Origin of the sequence: Myroides oncorhynchi (genome assembly GCF_020905415.1) — a bacterium.
Classification (GTDB): domain Bacteria; phylum Bacteroidota; class Bacteroidia; order Flavobacteriales; family Flavobacteriaceae; genus Flavobacterium; species Flavobacterium oncorhynchi_A.
The window spans coordinates 2,202,135-2,223,323 of the sequence record NZ_JAJJMP010000001.1 but is presented as its reverse complement, the minus strand read 5'-3'; the positions used below and the strand labels follow the sequence as shown (position 1 = coordinate 2,223,323).

At 31.5% G+C, this 21,189-nt stretch carries 21 protein-coding genes and 1 other RNA gene; 15 read left to right on the top strand and 7 right to left on the bottom strand.

What is annotated here, in order from left to right; all coding sequences use genetic code 11:
• The first annotated feature begins 50 nt into the window (after nt 1-50).
• The 4 genes from cobT (at nt 51) to LNQ81_RS09870 (ending at nt 2,936) form a co-directional block, all read left to right on the top strand.
• Entirely contained in the window at nt 51-1,055 is a 1,005-nt protein-coding gene (gene cobT, locus LNQ81_RS09885) for a nicotinate-nucleotide--dimethylbenzimidazole phosphoribosyltransferase (protein ID WP_229946323.1), read from the top strand.
• Nucleotides 1,052-1,828, top strand: a complete 777-nt coding sequence (locus LNQ81_RS09880) for an adenosylcobinamide-GDP ribazoletransferase (protein ID WP_229946322.1) — start codon at nt 1,052-1,054, stop codon at nt 1,826-1,828. The genes cobT and LNQ81_RS09880 overlap by 4 nt, the downstream gene beginning before the upstream one ends.
• Nucleotides 1,813-2,373: an alpha-ribazole phosphatase gene (cobC, locus tag LNQ81_RS09875; protein WP_229946321.1), complete on the top strand. Its 561-nt coding sequence runs from the start codon at nt 1,813-1,815 to the stop codon at nt 2,371-2,373. Before LNQ81_RS09880 ends, cobC begins: the two co-directional genes overlap by 16 nt.
• Before the next feature lie 125 nt (nt 2,374-2,498).
• Nucleotides 2,499-2,936 carry an SRPBCC domain-containing protein gene (locus LNQ81_RS09870; protein ID WP_229946319.1) on the top strand — a complete coding sequence of 146 codons (438 nt, stop codon included), beginning with the start codon at nt 2,499-2,501 and terminating at the stop codon, nt 2,934-2,936.
• 37 nt (nt 2,937-2,973) lie between these two features.
• On the opposite strand, the gene LNQ81_RS09865 is transcribed toward LNQ81_RS09870, so the two are convergent.
• Together LNQ81_RS09865 and LNQ81_RS09860 are read right to left on the bottom strand one after the other, a co-directional pair.
• Nucleotides 2,974-3,732 carry a hypothetical protein gene (locus LNQ81_RS09865; RefSeq protein WP_229946317.1) on the bottom strand — a complete coding sequence of 253 codons (759 nt, stop codon included), beginning with the start codon at nt 3,730-3,732 and terminating at the stop codon, nt 2,974-2,976.
• 161 nt (nt 3,733-3,893) lie between these two features.
• Nucleotides 3,894-5,585: a M23 family metallopeptidase gene (locus LNQ81_RS09860; protein ID WP_229946316.1), complete on the bottom strand. Its 1,692-nt coding sequence runs from the start codon at nt 5,583-5,585 to the stop codon at nt 3,894-3,896.
• A 187-nt stretch (nt 5,586-5,772) separates the two neighbouring features.
• Here LNQ81_RS09860 and LNQ81_RS09855 point away from each other — a divergent pair, with 187 nt between their 5' ends.
• From LNQ81_RS09855 to rny, 4 genes are all read left to right on the top strand, one after another.
• Entirely contained in the window at nt 5,773-6,063 is a 291-nt protein-coding gene (locus LNQ81_RS09855) for a hypothetical protein (RefSeq protein WP_229946314.1), read from the top strand.
• Between the two features lie 7 nt (nt 6,064-6,070).
• The gene (locus LNQ81_RS09850) at nt 6,071-6,379 is read left to right on the top strand and encodes a cell division protein ZapA (RefSeq protein ID WP_006257033.1); all 309 of its coding nucleotides are present in this window, start codon (nt 6,071-6,073) and stop codon (nt 6,377-6,379) included.
• Between the two features lie 58 nt (nt 6,380-6,437).
• A non-coding RNA gene (gene ssrS, locus LNQ81_RS09845) (6S RNA) lies at nt 6,438-6,545 on the top strand.
• A gap of 53 nt (nt 6,546-6,598) precedes the next feature.
• Nucleotides 6,599-8,164 carry a ribonuclease Y gene (gene rny / locus LNQ81_RS09840; RefSeq protein WP_229946313.1) on the top strand — a complete coding sequence of 522 codons (1,566 nt, stop codon included), beginning with the start codon at nt 6,599-6,601 and terminating at the stop codon, nt 8,162-8,164.
• 52 nt (nt 8,165-8,216) lie between these two features.
• Here the strand turns inward: rny and xerD are convergent, their stop codons facing one another.
• The gene (gene xerD, locus LNQ81_RS09835) at nt 8,217-9,128 is read right to left on the bottom strand and encodes a site-specific tyrosine recombinase XerD (protein WP_229946311.1); all 912 of its coding nucleotides are present in this window, start codon (nt 9,126-9,128) and stop codon (nt 8,217-8,219) included.
• 88 nt (nt 9,129-9,216) lie between these two features.
• Nucleotides 9,217-9,891: a porin family protein gene (locus tag LNQ81_RS09830; RefSeq protein WP_229946310.1), complete on the bottom strand. Its 675-nt coding sequence runs from the start codon at nt 9,889-9,891 to the stop codon at nt 9,217-9,219.
• 402 nt (nt 9,892-10,293) lie between these two features.
• Here LNQ81_RS09830 and aroQ point away from each other — a divergent pair, with 402 nt between their 5' ends.
• Complete coding sequence (aroQ, locus tag LNQ81_RS09825) at nt 10,294-10,710, top strand: type II 3-dehydroquinate dehydratase (RefSeq protein ID WP_229946308.1); 417 nt, start codon at nt 10,294-10,296, stop codon at nt 10,708-10,710.
• Complete coding sequence (locus LNQ81_RS09820) at nt 10,710-13,202, top strand: DUF5686 family protein (protein WP_229946307.1); 2,493 nt, start codon at nt 10,710-10,712, stop codon at nt 13,200-13,202. Before aroQ ends, LNQ81_RS09820 begins: the two co-directional genes overlap by 1 nt.
• Nucleotides 13,203-14,054: 852 nt before the next feature.
• On the opposite strand, the gene murA is transcribed toward LNQ81_RS09820, so the two are convergent.
• The 3 genes from murA to LNQ81_RS09805 form a co-directional block, all read right to left on the bottom strand.
• A complete protein-coding gene (gene murA / locus LNQ81_RS09815) occupies nt 14,055-15,368 on the bottom strand; it encodes a UDP-N-acetylglucosamine 1-carboxyvinyltransferase (RefSeq protein ID WP_229946303.1) in 1,314 nt (437 codons plus the stop codon).
• Nucleotides 15,368-16,078, bottom strand: coding sequence for a DUF4290 domain-containing protein (locus LNQ81_RS09810; RefSeq protein ID WP_229946301.1), 711 nt, complete (start codon nt 16,076-16,078; stop codon nt 15,368-15,370). Before LNQ81_RS09810 ends, murA begins: the two co-directional genes overlap by 1 nt.
• Nucleotides 16,079-16,167: 89 nt before the next feature.
• Complete coding sequence (locus tag LNQ81_RS09805; protein ID WP_229946299.1) at nt 16,168-16,452, bottom strand: DUF493 family protein; 285 nt, start codon at nt 16,450-16,452, stop codon at nt 16,168-16,170.
• Nucleotides 16,453-16,571: 119 nt separating this feature from the next.
• Between LNQ81_RS09805 and LNQ81_RS09800 the strand changes: the two genes are divergently transcribed.
• The 5 genes from LNQ81_RS09800 (at nt 16,572) to LNQ81_RS09780 (ending at nt 21,171) form a co-directional block, all read left to right on the top strand.
• Entirely contained in the window at nt 16,572-17,105 is a 534-nt protein-coding gene (locus LNQ81_RS09800; protein ID WP_229946297.1) for an AAA family ATPase, read from the top strand.
• A 109-nt stretch (nt 17,106-17,214) separates the two neighbouring features.
• Nucleotides 17,215-19,107, top strand: coding sequence for a RecQ family ATP-dependent DNA helicase (locus LNQ81_RS09795; protein WP_229946295.1), 1,893 nt, complete (start codon nt 17,215-17,217; stop codon nt 19,105-19,107).
• The gene (gene fmt, locus LNQ81_RS09790) at nt 19,104-20,048 is read left to right on the top strand and encodes a methionyl-tRNA formyltransferase (RefSeq protein WP_229946293.1); all 945 of its coding nucleotides are present in this window, start codon (nt 19,104-19,106) and stop codon (nt 20,046-20,048) included. The genes LNQ81_RS09795 and fmt overlap by 4 nt, the downstream gene beginning before the upstream one ends.
• A 166-nt stretch (nt 20,049-20,214) precedes the next feature.
• Nucleotides 20,215-20,499: an HU family DNA-binding protein gene (locus LNQ81_RS09785; protein WP_229946292.1), complete on the top strand. Its 285-nt coding sequence runs from the start codon at nt 20,215-20,217 to the stop codon at nt 20,497-20,499.
• 57 nt (nt 20,500-20,556) lie between these two features.
• Entirely contained in the window at nt 20,557-21,171 is a 615-nt protein-coding gene (locus tag LNQ81_RS09780) for a YqgE/AlgH family protein (RefSeq protein WP_229946290.1), read from the top strand.
• Nucleotides 21,172-21,189 lie beyond the last annotated feature (18 nt).

Sequence of the window (21,189 nt, the reverse complement as noted above, 5' to 3'; positions counted from 1 at the left end):
ATTCTTGTATACTATTTCCACTATATTTGTGTCAACCAAGACACTATAAAATGAATATAAAAGAACAATTACAAAGAAAAATAGACTTAAAGACAAAACCACTTAAAGCTTTAGGGCTATTGGAGAAAATAGCATACAAAATAGGTAATGTCCAAAATACTTTAACACCAAAACTAACAAATCCTACTATTGTTGTGTTTGCAGCAGACCACGGTCTTGCTAAAGAAGGTGTAAGCGCCTATCCAAGTGAAGTAACCTATCAAATGGTACTAAATTTCCTGTCGGAAGGAGCTGCCATTAATGTTTTTTGTAAACAAAATAATATCGATTTAAAAATAGTAGATGCAGGAGTTAACAAATCATTTACCCCTCATCCTAATTTAATTGAAGCTAAAGCAGGATTTGGAACTAATAATATGATTTCGGGAAATGCAATGACAAAACAAGAACTTGATTTTTGTTTTGAATCAGGTGCTAAAATAGTAAAGGACATTGCGGTTAAAGGCACCAATATTATCGGTTTTGGCGAAATGGGTATTGGCAATACTTCGTCTGCATCATTATTGATGAGTTCAATATTAGAATTGCCTATAGACCGATGTGTAGGCAGAGGTACTGGATTAGATGATAATGGACTACAACGCAAAAAAACAATTTTAGCATCCATACTAGAGACGCATCCTAAACCTAAAGATGCTAAAGAAGCCCTACTAGAATTTGGGGGTTTTGAAATTGCGCAAATATGTGCTGCAATGCTAGAAGCTTATAAACAAGGTATGGTTATATTAGTAGATGGATTTATAGCTTCTAGTGCTTTTCTATGTGCATCTAATTTAGAGTCTAACATCATAGACAATGCGATTTTCTGTCATAAATCAGATGAGATAGGGCATCAGTTATTACTTCGTTCATTCGAAGAACAAGCTATACTAAACATGAATCTACGTTTAGGAGAAGGTACTGGCTGTGCACTTGCCTACCCTTTAATACAAAATGCTATTGCATTTCTAAATGAAATGGCGAGCTTCGAATCTGCTAATGTTTCTAATAAATGATAAAAAGAGAATTGACTTATTTTCTCACAGCTATCATGTTCTTTACTAGGATACCTATTCCATTTAAGATACCTTATAGCCATGAGATTATGAACAAGTCACAGAAGTACTTTCCACTTATCGGTTATATCGTTGGGGCAATGTCTGTACTCATCTATTTCTGTGCATCATACTTATTCTCTGAAGAGATAGCAATAGTATTATCTATCATAGGAACTGTATTACTTACAGGAGCATTTCACGAAGATGGATTCACAGATATATGTGACTCTTTCGGAGGAGGATACGGCAAAGAGAAGATTATGACTATTATGAAAGACAGCCGCATTGGGGCTTATGGAGTAATCGGTATCGTCTTATTATTACTATTAAAGGTTTTGGCATTAACTGAGTTGGCTCATTTATCTACGACACTCCTCTTGACAACTATGCTCAATGGACATGTAACAAGTAGATTTCATGCTGCAACTACAATTTACACACATAAATATGTCAGAGATACTGATGATAGTAAGTCTAAACCAATGGCAAATAAAAAACTTAGATATAATTCATTGTTTTTTTCATTTATCATTACGTTGATCCCCTATCTTTTATTTGATAATTGGTTATTCATCAGTGCATTTTTTATTAGCTACATTGGAAAAATATACTTAACTACATACTTTAAAAAACATATAGGCGGATATACAGGAGACTGCTTAGGCACTATCCAGCAAGTATGTGAAGTTCTATTCTACTTAACAACACTAACACTATGGAAATTTATGTAATACGACATACGAAAGTAGATGTGCCTCCAGGGTATTGCTATGGTCAGACAGATGTAAACTTGTTAAATGACTACCCTGATGAGGTCAATCTATTAAAAAAAAGGATACCTACTGATATAGATGTAGTTATCACAAGCCCATTAAAACGATGCACATTTATTGCTGATAGTTTATCACAACAGTATTCAACAGATAATCGTTTGCAGGAAATGAATTTTGGAACTTGGGAAATGACTAAATGGGATGAAATCCCCAAAGAGCAAGTGCAAAACTGGATGGACAATATAACACAAGTTTGTCCACCTTATGGCGAAAACTTGTTAAGTGTACAAGAAAGAGTATCTTCTTTCTTAGATGATTTGAGAAATAAGAAATATCAGAAAGTACTCTTAGTAACTCATGCTGGTCCTATACGATGTATATGGAACTACATCTTACAGACTCCTCTAAGCAATACTTTTAAGTTACCTATAGGTTTCGGAGAAGTGTTACACTTCAATTTAGGCGAAACTGCCCACGATGATTTTATCATAAAAAAGGAATAAAACTGAAAAGCGTTAATCAAGCACAATTGTAAAGAGTGCATTCAGAGATACGCATATTTTCTTGATATTAATCAAGAAATACATTTTCAGTAATATTAACCTTTGTCATATCAAATAGCAACGATATGAAATTAGAAACAAGCATACACATCCAGGCAAACAAGAAAGAGGTTTGGAATATTCTTATGGATTTTGAGAATTACGCTCAATGGAATCCTTTTATCAAATCCATTCGAGGGACAGCAAACATAGGTATGGCTTTAGAAATAGAACTTCCAACAATGAAATTTAAGCCAATTGTCCATACCTACAAAACAGAAGAATTCTTTAGCTGGAAGGGAAAATTATTTATCCGAGGGATATTTGATGGTCACCATCAGTTTGAACTAAAAGAACTAGATGAACACAACTGTCTATTTATTCATAAAGAGGAATTTTCTGGAATTCTAATTCCTCTTTTAAAAAAACAATTAAACACAAGTACTTTACTTGGATTTATAGCGATGAATAAATCGTTAAAAGAGAAAGCAGAAAATTCGATAAATAATCACAATATCTTATAACAAAAAACTCGTGATATCTCACGAGTTTTTTGTTGTTTTATTCTATCTCAATAGGCTTATTGACACTAAAAGGATCATAACTTATGATCTCCCAATCTTTACTCAATAAATCAATATAATAATAGTTCACGTTATCGTCTTTATCAAAAGCACCATTTTTATTAATATCTTCAATACTTCTAAAATACAGTCTATTTTGAGAATCAATCACAGTCCAATCTAATAGTTCGTGCAAATCCACTGTCAATTTCTTCAAGTTCATTCCATTACCTCTACTGATATACAATGTCTTAATATCGTTAGAATCTAGTTTACCATCTCGATTTGTATCAGCGTCAAACATGCTATATACCAAGATATTCTTTTTTGTTTTTTCAGCTATTGTGTTTAAATAAGTGACACTTTGTATTTGTATCTTCTTATTAGTCAAAGGTCTAATTTGTACTGAGTCCTTATGTTGAAACATAATATTCTCTAGATACCCTGTTAATTCAAAAGGTGCATAATTAGATACGGTATAAGATGTTTGATTTACCTTACTCATTCCACTTTTAGAAGAATAACTATATACACGTACTTCGCCTATAGGATGAACTAAATAATCCGACTGTCCCATTAATACAGGCAAATCAGCAATTCGAATATCTTCAGTACGGTCTTTTTCTTTAATTGTCTCTGTTGCGACTTCAGAAGTACCGTCTTCTTTATAGATAACTTTAGGTTTTTCTGCTTCTTGTTTACAAGCTACTGCTACTAACAAAATCGCTCCTAACAATAATCCACCTCTTACTTTCATAATAGAAATTTTATAGTCCAAAGATACACAAATAGTAATTCCATTATACATCTATAATAATCATTTTTTCAACGATTATAGAAAGAAAAAGAGAACCGCTTACACAGTTCTCTATTCATAAATAATAGCAATTCGCTAATTAGTTCTTTTAATAGTATTTACTATTCTCTAAAAAAATGAGACTCAAATATTCCCTCATTTCCAACATTATCTTTTACTTTTATAATGACATCATTACGTCCTGAAACAACTTTGTTGTCGCTAAATTTATGTATGATTTTACGCGTTTTATAATCATAATCTAACAATATCCAGTTCCCATTGATATATCCATTGATAGTAGATATACCAGACATATCATCTCTTACTATAAAAGATATCTCAGATGCAGTACTCAACCATTGTCCTTCTGTAAAACTTGGCTTCTCAATAGTTGGAGCCTTTTCATCAATCAATATCTTATAATCGCCAAAGCTTTTGGCATAAATAGTCCAAATATTTCCTTTTTTTGCAGTCCTAAAATAATCTCTTTTACCTCCGTCTACCCTACCAATAAATGCTTTATCTCGATTAGAAATATTCATTGTAGAAGTATCAAAAGTAATCAACAAGCTCTTCGCTAATGGCACTATAGGTTTATGCAATTTTAGCACATCATCTTCAACTGACATATCCATTAAGAAATCATTATAGAATGTCTTGATAGGAATACTTACAGTTACATTCTTTCTTTCAAAGATATAATCTCTGTCAGAGTTAATTTTAAACTCTCCCTTAGGTTTCACTTTTTTAGTCTTAGCTGTAGCACTAGAGTGCTCTACAGGAATAACAATCGTAGTTTTGTTTCCATGATAATCAGACAATACTACAGTATAATTATAATTCTCTCCACTTTTTATATTAAAAACACCTTTGTTTACATCAACTGATAATACTGACAAACTATATGGTTTTTCAAAGAACAGTTTTTGTACTTTCTTTTTGGTTGACAGATAACGTTCATAGTCTATTAAGGCATTCACGTAACCCGTTTCTGAAAATGAAAAAGAATCAAACTTGTAAGAGAACAAAGCTTTACCATTTACAGATGTTTCCACCATATATACACCGTTCTTATTTGTATTAAAATTAGCTGTATCGTGAATATCAATACCAAAACTAATATCTCCACTCGCTTTAACTCCACTACTTAACAAAGTACCATCCTTTTGCGTAATATAAGATAGCTGACTAGGAGATTCACTCTCATTAGCAACTGCATTATCCCCCACTGGATACACATATAATCCATTTATAGTAGGAGCTTGTGTATCTGTCAATAACTTACTCATTCCCTCTTTTAGAGGATTTATAATATTTTGAGTTTTAGTATCTCTAATTTCATAATGCAAATGAGGTCCACCAGATCCTCCAGTATTACCAGTATATGCGATAATCTGTCCTTTTTTTACAGTCAACTCATTCTTTTTAGGAAAAATCTCGATTTCAAAATTCTTTTCAGCATAATGTCTGTTTAATACTAAACTTCCAATATCTCCAGCATAAGAATCAAGATGTCCATATACTGTAGTCTGACCATTAGGATGATCAATATACAATGCCTTACCATATCCCCAAGTAGACACTTTTATACGAGATACAAATCCATCAGCTGGAGCATAGACAGGCAATCCTATACGCTGTTGGGTTTTTATATCTAATCCAGTGTGGAAATGTGTGCCCCTAAGTTCTCCAAAATTACCAGATGCATGAATAGAAATATTAAGAGGACTATCAAATGATTCTGAATTCTGAGCAGACACAAAACTGCTAAATGCACTAAGGAATACTCCAGCAAGTATTTTAACTTTCATAATTTTTAAAACTTTTCAGCTAAAATACATAATAACCCTATAAAAAATAGCATTATCACTAAAAATGAAAGACATAGCTAACAGCAATTTAATCAAAAAGACAAATTACCTTTTTTTTTATAGAAAACTTTTTTAAATTTAAATACAAATCGTAACTTTGTTGAAAGGATAGTGAATAAAAAGTATAATGAGCGAACTAACTGATATAATTAATTCTTTAGAGGTAAAGTTTGCTAAACTTATGCAAAGACTAAGTACCTTAGAAGCAGAGAACAAACAACTGAAAAGTAATTTGTTGATTGCACAAGAGGAGATTCAAAAAAACGAGGCACAATTAGACTCTGTTTATAAAAAATATGAATCATTACAATTAGCAAATTCATTATTGGGCAGTGAAGAAAACAGAAGAGATACGAAACTCAAGATAAATTCATTGATTAAAGAAATAGATCAATGTATAGCTCATCTCACAAAATAAGGAAAGTATGAGTCAAAAAGATGAACAATTAAAAATTAAACTATCTATCGCTGATAGAGTTTATCCTCTAACAGTAGCCTATTCTCAAGAAGAAGGACTGAGATCCGCTTCTAAGAAGATAGATTTAATGATACATCAATTTGAAGAAAACTATGCTGTAAGAGATAAGCAAGATGTTCTGGCAATGTGTGCACTACAATTTGCATCACAAAATGAACAGAAGACAATTGATACGACAGACAGTTATAATAAAGCTGTAGAGCGTTTAATCAGACTGGATGAGGCTTTAGATCGTGTACTCTCGAAGAAAATATAACAATTCGTTCTTAACATAAGATACTAAAAATACTGCTCACATTAGTACTGTTTGATAAACTTAACACCAACAAATTAAAATGGGTGAATCTTTGCAACTAAAGCATGCTGCCTTGCGCAGATCCTTGAAAAGCAAGCTAACTCAAAACTTGTTATTTTTTGAGTTTACACAACTCAAACTAATGTGGGCTTTTTTTATATATAATTTATAGAAACATTTATGGAAATACTAATGTACATTGGGGTAGCAGCAATAATAGGTGCTGTAGTAGGCTTCATGGTAGCGAAGTACCTAGAGAAGAAACTAGCTTCCTCAATATTGTCTAACGCTCAGAATGAGGCAAAAACGCTAATACGCGATGCCAAGACAGATGGAGAAGCAATAAAAAAAGAGAAAATATTACAAGCTAAAGAGAAGTTTATAGAGTTAAAGTCTGAACATGAACAAGTAATCTTAGGGCGTGATAAGAAAATCGCAGAAGCAGAAAAAAGAACTAGAGATAAAGAATCTCAAATTTCTAGCGAATTAGCGAAAGCTAAGAAAGCGAATGATGAAGGAGAGAAAAAAGTAGCTGAATATGATCAGAAACTTGAAATTATTGAGAAAAAGCAAGAAGAAGTAGATAGACTTCACCGTTCTCAAGTAGAACAGCTAGAGATTATCTCAGGATTAACTGCTGAAGAAGCTAAGGGACAAATCATAGAAAGTCTTAAAACAGAAGCTAAAGCAAATGCTATGGCATCTATTCAAGAAACTATCGAAGAAGCTAAACTTACTGCTCAACAAGAAGCAAAAAAGATTATTATTAATACTATCCAACGTATTGGTACAGAAGAAGCTGTCGAAAACTGTGTATCAGTATTTAACATTGAATCTGATGATGTAAAAGGTAGAATTATTGGTAGAGAAGGTAGAAACATTAGAGCTATAGAGGCTGCTACAGGTGTAGAAATCATCGTAGATGACACTCCAGAAGCAATCATCTTATCTTGTTTTGATCCTGTAAGAAGAGAAATAGCACGTCTATCTCTACATAGATTAGTAACAGATGGACGTATTCACCCTGCTCGTATCGAAGAAGTTGTAGCAAAAACTACAAAACAAATCGAAGAAGAGATTATTGAGATTGGAAAGAGAACTGTTATTGATTTAGGTATTCATGGATTACACCCTGAGTTAATAAAAATTATAGGTAGAATGAAGTATCGTTCTTCTTATGGACAAAACTTACTACAACACTCACGTGAAGTAGCTAAATTATGTGGCCTTATGGCAGCAGAGCTTGGCTTAAATGTTAAGTTAGCTAAAAGAGCTGGATTGCTTCACGATATCGGTAAAGTTCCAGAAACAGAAAGTGAATTACCACACGCAATTTTAGGTATGCAATGGGCTGAGAAGTACGGAGAGAAACCTGAAGTATGTAATGCTATCGGTGCTCACCACGACGAAATAGAAATGACTACGCTGATCGCCCCTATCATCCAAGTATGTGATGCTATATCAGGTGCTAGACCAGGTGCTAGACGTCAAGTATTAGATTCATACATCCAACGTTTAAAAGACTTAGAAAGTATTGCTAATGAGTTTAACGGGGTTAAGAATGCTTATGCTATACAAGCTGGACGTGAATTACGTGTTATCGTAGAAAGTGAAAAAGTAACTGATGAAATGGCAGCTACTCTATCGTTCGACATTTCACAAAAGATCCAAACTGAAATGACTTACCCAGGTCAAGTGAAGATCACTGTAATTAGAGAAACTAGAGCAATAAATATTGCTAAATAATAAAGATTTTATATATTACCAAAAGTGCTATTCAAATGAATAGCACTTTTTTTTATCCCTTAGCTCTAGGGTGAAACTCTTCTAGAACAGATCTTAAACGATCAGTAGTTACATGCATATAAATTTCTGTAGTAGTAATAGACTCATGTCCTAACATCAACTGTATAGCTCTAATATCAGCGCCATTCTCTAATAAATGAGTAGCAAAAGAATGCCTAAAAGTATGTGGACTAATATTCTTCTTTAAACCTATTTCGGCTGCTAACCTCTTAATAATAGTGAATATCATAGCCCGAGTAAGCTGTCCCCCTCTTCTATTCAAAAACAAGATATCCGAACTATCTTTCTTTACTGTCATCTGAGCGCGAATAGAGTCGTTATACAAGGCTATTAACTCCATCGTACCCATATCAATAGGTACAAAACGATGCTTACTTCCCTTTCCTATCACTCTAATGAACCCTTCTTCAAAAAATAGATCCGATAGACGAAGCCCCACTAATTCACTTACACGCAATCCACAACTATAAAGAGTTTCTAACATCACCTTATTTCGAAATCCTTCAGAACTAGATAAGTCAATTGCCTCAATCAGCAAATCAATTTCATCAACACTCAAAACATCAGGCAACTTCCGTCCTAATTTAGGTGTTTCAATTAGCTCTGCTGGAGAAATTTTAATATATCCCTCAAGTATAAAGTAATTAAAAAAATTCTTTAATCCAGCTATAATTCTTGCTTGAGTAGTGGATGCTACAACCTCAGCTATACTATATAAAAACTCTTGAACTGTACTTCTGTCTATAGATTCGATAGTAAACTTATCATCAAAACCCTCTAAATAGCTAATAAATTTTCTTATATCCAACTCATAACTATCAATTGAATTGGCAGAAAGCCCCCTTTCAAGTTTTAAATAAGTAGTAAACATCTTAATATTCCCTTCCCAGTAGCCCGAAGCCATATTTTATAATTTAATTACCTCAAATATACAAACAAAAAAAGAGCCTCTAAAAAGAGGCTCTCTATATTCAATTAAGATTTTAATCTAATTAGAATTTGTAAGTTAAACCGAATGTTGCATTATCAAAGAAATTATTGAAAATGTTAACATTTGCCTCAGTTTTAGAATCAGTTGAAACTTTTGTTCCATCCATTTTAGTGTTGTAGTTACCATAAGTAAATACATCACCTAAGTTAAATGAAATCGCCATATTAGACGTTACAAAGTAGTTCATACCAACATTTAAACCAGCTTTAACTCCAGTTGCTTTTAAGTCTTTTCCTAAAGCTTGTTCTTTAACTCCTTGGTGATATCCTACACCAACTTCAGCATATGTTTTGAAACGTTGTCCTAATTCTAAGAAATAGTAACGAGCAAATGCTCCAACATAAGTTTCTTTCATATACCCTTTTACTGAACCTACTTTATCAAAAGCTCCACCAAAACTTGTTTCTGAATCACTATTTTTTCCAAATGCAGCTGAAACTCCAACAGCTAATTTATCAGATAACATATATCCTACTTTAGGATTAAATGTAAAGTTTGTCTTTTTATCCTTAGATGATGCACCTTCTAATTTAGAAGTAGAATTAGAAATCTGGAACATTCCTTCAACGAATACATTAGATTCTTGGAATCCAAAAGTTGGTTTTTCTGTTTCTTGCGCATTTGCAGTGAAACCGAAAGCAGCAACTGCTGCTAATGAAAGTACTAATTTTTTCATGTTTAGCTATTTTTAATTAACAATTCAAATTTAGTAACATTCTCCTACAGTGATGTTTTTTTTAATAATAAAATAACAATCACATAACACATATACACCAATATAAACAGTAACTAAATGAAATGCAATAAAATACAACAATTAAAAACACTCATAAATATATGTTAATAAATGGTTTTACACATAATTAAACTATTAATAATATAATTCTAAAACACATAAACACACAATAAAAAGCCTTATTAACATAATAAAACACATAAACGCTACTTCATAAAGCAATATAGTATTCATAATAGCTTCTTTTTATATACGAAATAACACAACTGACTATTTATTCTTCTTTTTTAGTAAGCACATAATATATTATAGATATATTTGTTTATACTAAAATATTCATACATGAAAATAGCTATTATAAATGGACCTAATCTGAACTTACTTGGTAAGAGAGAACCTCTAGTATATGGTAGTACCTCTTTTGATGATTATTATATAGGTATACAATCTAAATATCCTGAAATAGAATTTGACTATTTTCAATCTAATATTGAAGGTGAATTAATCAATAAGATTCATGAAATAGGTTTTTCATATCATGCTATTATATTAAATGCTGGTGCATACACACATACTTCATTAGCAATAGCTGATGCTATTTCAGCTATAACAACACCTGTTATTGAGGTTCACATTTCTAATACTCACAAAAGAGAAGAATTTAGAAAGCATTCTTACTTATCACCTGTATGTCAAGGCGTAATTCTAGGTTTTGGACTAAAGAGTTATGACTTAGCTATAGCTTCTATATTAGAGTAATGAAAGTAAACCTGCATACACTTATTCTTTTCTTCAGTATATTGATACTGTCCATACTGCATAGTTATGCACAAACCCAGCCTACACAAGGACGAGTTACAGATCAAAATGGAAAACCTTTAAAAAACGCCTTAGTTTTTATCATAAAAACTGATCTACAAACACAGACTGATGCAAATGGAGTATTTAAACTAGCTGTAAATCCAGGGCAACAACTGTACATTCAAAAAGAAAATTATGCTATACGTAAACTCGACTATATACCAGATAAAAGTCAAGTAAAACAATGGGATATTGTATTAACATCATTAAAAGACACTGATATATTCTACGATAATCCTCAGGACGACTATGCTCTATTTATTATGGATTTGGCCAGTAGATTCAAGCATAAGAATAATCTAAATAAGTTTACTGTTGATTTCTACTCAAAAGGAAATCTTCAACTAGCTACAGGTAGAGAAAAATTTCTAGGCCAACAAAGAAAAGACTTAGTCCCTTCATTAGACATCAAGGATATTAGTAATTATATCTATTTAGGAGAACTCTCTTCTCAACTTACAACACTAAACGAAAATTACAATAAAGAAAATGTTATCGCACTAAATCAAATAGGGAGTTCGAAAGATCTCAATTTTTTAACTGCTACTGATAGTGATATCAACTTATATAATAAAGTAGTATCAAATCAGATTAATGTCATCTCACCTTTAATGTCTTATGCGAAATCATATTACTACTTTAAACTTATAACTAAAGAAAAAGACACCTTAGGTAATGATCTTTATACTATCGAATTTAAACCTAAAAGAGATAGAGAGCCTATAATGGAAGGTAAAATTACAATAACTAGTGACAACTGGCAGATTACTAAACTTTATGCTGCTATGTCTGGTGAAAACTTTGGATTAAAAAATGTATCCCAAATTGTAATTAGCCAAGAATACAAGTACAATGAAGCTCTTAATCTATACTTAAAATATAAACAAAACTTATACCTCAAAGGGAAATTTCTTGTCTTTCATTATATAGGTTCCTATAAAGCCTATTATAAAAATTATCAAAAAAATGACAATATAGATAAAACACAATTCTCGAATGAATTAATACATTACACAAACAACTTTCTAAATAAACCTACTGAATATTGGAATAATAACAGGCCTGAGTCATTATCTGAAAAGGAGAAAACAACCTTCAATAATCAAGAGATTAAAATCCAAGAGACTACAAAAGCCACATTAGACTCGTTGGACAAAAGAACTAATAATTTCACCTTATTCAAATTAATCAAAGGGTATCAACATATTAATACACACAAAAATTCTTCTATTACATACAGAGGTCTATTATCTACTTTTGCTTTCAATGCAATACAAGGTTTTAATGTTACAACAGGGCTAGATTATATTAAGTATAAAGATGATAACTCTGTAACAAAACTAGGAACTATCGTTAACTATGGAATATCAGAAAACAAATACAGAGTTTCTGGGTATGCCTCACATACTTTTAACCAAGAGAACTATAATACATTAACATTGTCAGGAGGTAATACAATTCTTCAATTTAATCAGGATGATCCTGTAAAAACTCCTATAAACTCGATAGCTAGTGCATACTTTGGGAAAAACTATGCTAAGTTTTTTCAAAAAAACTACTTGCAGATTAAGTACGAACAATATGCATTTAATAAATTCAAATTTACAACCTCTTTAGAGTATGCTCATAGGACAGCGTTAAATAATAGTATAAAAAGCCCACCTTTTGCACCTAATAAAGATTTTGATTCCAATAATCCACTAGCTCCAAAAGACTATGAAAATGCACCTTTTATAGACAATTCAATGTTTAAACTAAATTTAGGTATGAATATAATCTTCGATCAAAAAATAATATCCTACCCTAATTCTAAACAATATTTACCTAACTCTAAATTTCCTATCATTAAAGTCAATATAGACAAAGCTCTTAACGCTACTACTAGTGATTACAATTATACATTTGTTTCTTTAGCTACACAGTATAATGATAATATTGGTAAAATAGGTAACCTATATATAGGTTTAGCAGCTGGTAAATTTCTGGAACAAAATAAAATAGCCTTCACTGATTATAAACATTTTAATGGTAATCAAACTTTTATAGGCTCAACTGCTGTATATAATAAACATTTCAATCTATTACCGTATTATGAATATAGTACAAATAAATCATACGTAGAATTTCACTTAGAACACGACTTTAGAGGTTACATCATGAATAAAATACCATTACTTAACAAAACAAGATATTCTTTAGTCGTAGGTTATCATGTCCTTAATGTTCCTGATAAAGACGTTTACGGTGAGTTTAGTTTAGGTCTTAACAACTTTGGTTTTGGTAAGTTTAGACCGTTTAGAATAGATTTTTTTCATACAGTATCAGCAGATGCACCTAAGAAATTCGGATTTGTATTTGGTGTCAAAGTACTAGATTTAATCCAAAAGTAATAGAATGAATTCTTAGTCTTACTCTTTTTATCCTATCTTATCTATCTAGTAGCTCTATAAATTTAGTAATCTCCTAAAACACCTAATAACCAAATAACGAATCATAACTACATTGAGTCACTTAACAACTAGGTTAAACCCAGAATTAGCATTAGCCAAATACTACAAAGCAATTCTACTTCATAGCTCTTTCATCAGTACTATAACTATACTATAGTACACTTGTAGCGCTAATTAAGACCTATTTTGTATAACTCCTTTTCGTTTATATGTCTATCGCTGATTCTTGTTTTAAGTCAGTTCCCTTTCTTATACATTCAATTTATTTGTGTACATTTGCTACATACTCTGATTTCTATTTCACTAAAAACCAACTGTTTTAATTCATTTTAAGGATTATATATCTTATCACTTCTCTCAAAAAAGAAACTATCATGTTTTATCAATTCTTAGCTATAAAGTGGCTATGTCGCTTTGTATGATAGTATATTGACAGCATCGTGCATCCAAAACTGCATAGAAATAGCTGTCTTAGTAATTAACGTATATTATCCTAGTTATTTGTAATTTTTAGCCTAGAAGATTGGCGTAAAAAAAGCTATTGAATACTAAAAATCAATACTTTGCAAAGATACATATTAAAAACAAAAATATTTTAAACCTCTTTGTTTTTTACTATAAATTAAACTTGTACAGTCAAAATTCTGAATTCAGTAATATGATAGTATAGTGAGTACTTAACAAAGGGCAAAACTATGCAAGTGTTATACAATCACATTAATTTCATTGTACAAAAAAAGCTAAGTCGTAGATTTACAACTTAGCCTTTTATATTGTTCTGACTAGATAATTTTAGTCTTCTATTCTCTCTATATGAGCACCTAACGCTCTTAACCTATCATCTATAGCTTCATATCCTCTGTCAATTTGCTCGATATTTTGTATCTCGCTTACACCTACTGCAGATAACGCAGCTATTAATAATGAGATACCCGCACGAATATCAGGTGATGACATCTTAGTCGCTTTTAGCTTTGATTTAAAGTCATGACCTATAATTACTGCTCTATGTGGATCACAAAGAATAATCTTTGCCCCCATATCAATCAATTTATCAACGAAGAAAAGTCTACTTTCAAACATCTTTTGGTGGATAAGTACTTCCCCTCTAGCCTGTGTTGCTACTACTAGGATAACACTTAATAAATCAGGTGTTAGCCCTGGCCATGGCGCATCAGCTATCGTTAGAATAGATCCATCAATATAATTTTGTATTTCATATCCATTAGTATGAGCAGGAATATAAATATCATCCCCTCTCTTCTCTAGTGTGATACCTAATCTTCTAAACGTATTAGGAATAACCCCTAGATGCTCCCAACCTACGTTTTTAATAGTAATCTCACTTTGAGTCATTGCTGCTAAACCAATCCAAGAACCAATCTCAATCATGTCTGGCAACATTGTATGCTCACATCCTTTTAATTCAGTTACTCCCTCGATAGTAAGTAAGTTAGATCCAATTCCTTGGATCTTAGCACCCATGGAGTTTAGCATCTTACACAATTGTTGAATATAAGGTTCACACGCTGCATTATATATAGTAGTAATACCTTCTGCTAACACAGCAGCCATTAAAATATTAGCCGTTCCCGTCACAGATGCTTCGTCTAACAACATATCAGCACCAACCAATTTCTCAGCTTCTACACCGTAGAAATATTCTTCTCTATTATATCTAAACGTAGCACCTAACTTGATAAAACCATCAAAGTGTGTATCTAATCTTCTTCTACCAATCTTATCTCCTCCAGGTTTTGGGATATATCCTTTCCCAAAACGAGCCAATAAAGGTCCCACCATCATAATGGATCCCCTTAAAGCTTTTCCATCTTTTTTAAAATCATCTGAAGTAAGATATTCTAAATTCAAATTATCAGCTTGGAATGACATCTTGTTTGATCCAAGATTTTCAATCTGTACTCCTAATTTCCCTAATAACTCTATTAGTTTATTAATATCTATAATATTGGGAATATTAGATAATACTACCTTCTCAGGTGTTAATAATACTGCACATAAGATTTGTAATGCTTCATTCTTAGCTCCTTGTGCATAAACCTCTCCTTTTAACTTAACGCCTCCTTCTATCTTAAATGTACTCATTACTTCTTACCTTTTGAATGATAGTTATTACTTTTAAATTTTTTATTAGTATTGTTACTATTCGAATTACTCTTCTGATTATTATTTGAGTAATTCGTTTTATTTGATTGCTTTTTATTTACTTGCATTAGATTAGCAGTAGTAGAAAGCTCTTCTTCTTTCTTAAATAAATTTATTTTCCCATTAGACAAGTCATAAAGATGCTCGAAAATCACTTCGTCTTTTACAGTTTCTTTGTTCCAACTCAAATAACTCTTCTTCATGTGATTAGCAATCACTAAGATTAAAGCGTCTTTCATTTCACCACTTTCCCAAGCAATAGCCTTATTAATCATGTAGGTAATATTATTACCATAAAATCTATATTTAGGATGATTCTGAGGATAATCTAATTTTTCAGGTTTGGAAAAAATAGTTTCTTTCGTAGCAATCGGAAATGGACAGTCAACATCTAAGTCAAAACCAGACATCATAAATAATTGATCCCAAAGTTTATGTTGAAAATCAGGTACATCACGTAAATGTGGATTCATACTCCCCATAACGCTAATAGCGTACCTAGCTCCTTTGTTACGCTCTTCTCTATCCTCAATATTTTGTATATGATCAATCAGGTTTTGTAAATGACGACCATATTCAGGTATAATCAACGGTTTTCTTAGAGAATTGTACTCTAAATGAGTTACTGCTTCTTTGGAATCAAACTTCATATATATTGGCTATTATGTTGGAATACGACTAAATATTAGTTGTATTTGCACTTAGAAAGTATTTTGTTTAAAAATAGGAAAAAAAAGAACTACAAAGAAACAATTCCTTCAATAGTAGATACAGCAAGATATTTATCTATAATCTCTTGAGAACTTTTAACTATTAGTTTCACAGATACACTTGAGAATTTACCTGTACTAGAATTCTTAATTTGAATATCAGCATTACATCCATCGAATGCCTCTTCCACCTTAGCTATCTTCTCCGCATCACCTGGTACAATAAACTTATACAAGTATGGTCTTGGCCAAGTTTTATCATCTTCTAATTGCTCTTTTAATCTTTTATAAAATTCTTTTGTATTATCGTCCATATCGTTTTTATTAGGCAAATATAATCAAAATAACTGCTATTAATTTCAAAAGATGTAGTTAAAAGTCTTTTGTAGATGACATTTTATTGTACTTTTGCACCTTTGATATTTACAGCAAAATGGACACAAAAATAATCTTAATCATAGGAGGACCAGGATCTGGTAAAACTACATTGATTAACGAACTTACTGACAAAGGATATGTTTGCTATCCAGAAATATCTCGTGCGGTTACAAAAAAGGCTCAAGAAAAAGGTATTGATCAATTATTCTTAACAGAACCTCTATTATTTAGTCAATTACTTTTAGAAGGTAGAATAGAACAACATCAAGAAGCAGTAAAAGAATCTGCTAATTTGGTTTTTATAGACAGAGGTATCCCAGATGTACTTGCATATATGCATTATACTGGCGATAAATATCCTGAAAGCTTTGACATCGCATGTAAGAACCATGTTTACCATCAAATTTTCTTATTACCGCCATGGGAATCAATATACCAAAGTGATGAACAACGTTATGAGAATTTCGAACAAGCAAGTCAAATACACGAACACCTTATATCAACTTATAAAAACTATGGGTATGATCTAATAGAGGTACCACGTGACACAGTTGAAAACAGAATTGATTTCATATTAAGTAAAATTTAATAAATCATCATATTTAAGTTAAAAGGGTTATAGTAAACAAACTATAACCCTTTTCTTTATAACTAATTTTGTAAATTCGTTTACGTTATTTACATATTTCTTTTAGAACATGACTACACCTATCGATATTCTTCAAAAATACTGGAACTATGATAGCTTTCGAGAACCTCAGCAAGAGATAATAGATGCAGTTCTGGCTAAGAATGATACTTTTGCGCTCTTACCAACAGGAGGAGGAAAGAGTATTTGTTTTCAAATTCCTGGACTGCTTTTGCCTGGAACGTGTCTCGTTATATCTCCTTTAATAGCACTTATTGAAGATCAGGTAAACAATTTGAATAAGTTAAATATAAAAGCTACTTCTATTATTGGAGGTACTCCTATGCACGAAATAGACGCTATATTTGACAATTGTATGTATGGAGACTATAAATTCTTGTATATTTCACCTGAGCGACTAAAACAAGGATGGATTCTAGAACGAATACAAAAAATTAAAATCAATTTAATAGCTGTTGATGAAGCACATTGTATATCACAGTGGGGGCATGACTTTAGACCTTCTTACCTAGAGTTAGGAAAACTACGTGATCTATTACCTACCATATCAATAATCGCCCTAACTGCTTCTGCCAATAAAAAGGTAGTAACTGATATATGCGAAAATCTAAAACTAGACACCCCTAAAATATTCACTAAAAGCTTTCTACGCGAGAACTTAATCTATGGTGTTTATAATGTAGAGGACATCTTAAATACAGTAATACGTATTATTCAGAAAAACCCTACCCCAAGCATTATATATGTTCGAAATAGAAAAGAAGCATATTTCTTCTCTTCACAACTTAATCAGCTAAACTTTAAAGCTACTTTTTTTCATGGTGGACTATCTATCATTGAAAAAAAGAAGAGAATGCAAGATTGGATAGAAGAGAAAAGCCTTATAATGGTAGCTACAAATGCTTTTGGAATGGGTATTGATAAAAAAAACGTAAAAAATGTCATTCATATCCAAATACCAGAGAATATAGAGAATTATTACCAGGAAGCTGGTCGAGCTGGTAGGGATGGCAAAAAAGCCTTTGCGACAATGCTGATCACAGATCAAGAAATCAAGCAAAATAAAGATATGTTTAAAGCAAATTTGTTTGATAAAGATTTTTTAAAACATATATATAGAAAACTAAACAATTTTCTAAGTATCGCTTATGGAGAAGGATATAACTGTACTTATAGCTTTAATTTCAACAAGTTTTGCTCTCACAATAGATACCCTCATCGAAAAGCTTATAATGCATTACAGTTTTTAGATAGACAAGGCATTATTAGGCTATCACAAAACAATAAAAATAAAACAAAGCTTTTATTTACAGCTCCTAGTAGTGAAATACTAGATATCACGTATGATAATGAGCCCTATGAAAATATTATTCACTTTATTCTAAGAACTTATACGGGGATCCATGAATACGAACAAGATATCGACTTAACTCTTATAGAACATCAAACAGGTGAATCAATTGAAAGTATAACAGATTGTTTAAAAACTTGTCATGATCAAAATCTGTGTAATTATATACCTGAAGATAATGATATAACTGTTATTTTTAATGAGGCATGGGAAGAGGATAGAACTCTGTATAGAACATTTCCTTACCTTGAGCAACAGAATACACAAAAAGTATATCAATATCAATCACTATTATTCTATATAGAAAATCAAGATATTTGCAAGAACAGAATACTCTTAAACTATTTTGATGAAGAAAAGAATGATGATTGCGGTACATGCTCTACTTGTATAAAAAAAAGAAAATATACTAATACACGAAATACTCTGATAGACAATATCTATAAGATAATTTCTAATTCACCACACAGTATACTTGAGATAGAAATGACTCATGATATAAAAAAAGGTGATATCATTTTTGCAATTCAAGTTTTACTAGAACAAGATAAAATAAAAATAAACAATGAAAATCAATATTCAATAATATGAAAGACTTACGTATCGTATTCATGGGTACTCCAGACTTTGCTGTCGGAATACTAGATGCTATATATAATAACAATTACAATATTGTCGCAGTTATAACAGCTCCTGATAAACCGGCTGGTAGAGGTCAAAAAATCAAATATTCTGCAGTAAAAGAATATGCGTTAGAAAAACAACTTCCCTTACTACAACCTACTAATTTAAAAGATGAGGAATTTTTAAAGGAATTAAAAAGCTATAATGCTAATCTAAATGTAGTCGTAGCTTTTAGAATGTTGCCAGAGGTCGTTTGGAAAATGCCAGAATTAGGTACATTTAATTTACATGCATCTTTACTACCTGACTATAGAGGAGCAGCTCCCATTAACTGGGCAATCATAAATGGAGAAACTACGACAGGAGTTTCGACGTTTTTTATTGATGAAAAAATAGACACTGGTGCTATTATATTAAAAAAAGAAACATCAATAGGCTCAACTGAAAATGCAGGAGAGTTACATGACAAACTAATGCTACTAGGAGCTCAGACAGTAATAGAAACTTTAGATCTAATTAAAAACGACAAAGCTAATACCACTACTCAACCTCAAGAAGAAACTAAAACAGCTTACAAATTACACAAAGACAATACTAAGATTGATTTCACAAAACAAGGAAATCAAATTCACAATCTTATCAGAGGACTTAGTCCTTATCCAACTGCTTGGTGCACTATTAAAGATAACGACAATGAATGGAATGTAAAGATATATGAAGCTAGCTTTGAAGAAGACACTCACAATTACTCTCTTGGAAAGCTAATTTCCAGTAAGAAAGAAATTAAAATAGCTGTTAAAAATGGTTTTATCAATATTTTAAGACTTCAGTTCCCTGGTAAAAAGCCAATGAGAGCCAATGACTTACTCAATGGAGTAACATTTAGCGACAACACAACAGCAATATAAACAACTGATATATAGAGTTTTGTAATTTTAAGACTAATTTTAGCTTTTCAAAGGCTTTGATTTATCAACTTTTTATTTTTTTTTATCGAAAAGACTTGCATTATTAGAGAATTACCCTAAATTTGTATAAGGACGTTAATAAAGTTAACCTTTAAAAAAAATTATTATGAACAAAACTGAATTAATCGATGCGATTGCTAAAGATGCTGAAATCAGCAAAGTGGCAGCTAAAAAAGCATTAGAATCGTTTTTATCAAATGTTGAAACTACTTTAGGTAAAGGTGGAAAAATTTCTTTAGTTGGTTTTGGTTCTTGGTCAGTATCTGATAGAGCTGCAAGAGAAGGAAGAAACCCTCAAACAGGAAAAACAATTAAAATTGCTGCTAAAAAAGTAGTTAAATTTAAAGCTGGTTCTGAATTAGAAAACGCTGTAAATAAAAAGAAAAAATAATATTATTTAAAGTAATATTAGAAACTTTTCTAAAATATAAAACCTCATTTTTATTAAATGAGGTTTTTTTATATCTTAGAAGTAAATATTCTTTTATTGTCACTTATGATTAAATCACTTTCTATACATCGCGGAGATCAAATTATTTCTCTTCCTACTGCTAATACTGATGATCTTATTTTCTCTAGGGCTGTAATACTCCTTACGGAGCATAACAATGATGGATCTGTAGGATTTATCCTAAACAAGCCTTTAGATTTAACTGTTGGTGATTTACTCCCTCACATTGAATCTTCGTTTACAATATACGATGGAGGTCCAGTACAAAAAAACAGATTATACTATATTCACTCTAAACCAGAGTTAATTCCAGATAGCATACATATAGTAGATGATTTGTATTGGGGAGTTGAATTTGACGAATTACCTAGACTGTTAGTAGAAGGACTATTAAGTAAAAGTGATATTAGATTCTTCTTAGGATACACAGGTTGGGATTGTGATCAATTAAAAAACGAAATATACGATAATTTCTGGGTTACATCGAATCACCTAGGAACTGAGAATATCTTTTCCCAATCTCCAAAAGACCTTTGGAAAAACTCTCTTGCCAAATTGGGAAAAAAATATTCATTATGGTTAAATGCTCCTGAAAACCCTAATTTTAATTAGAATAGCACATAGATTAAA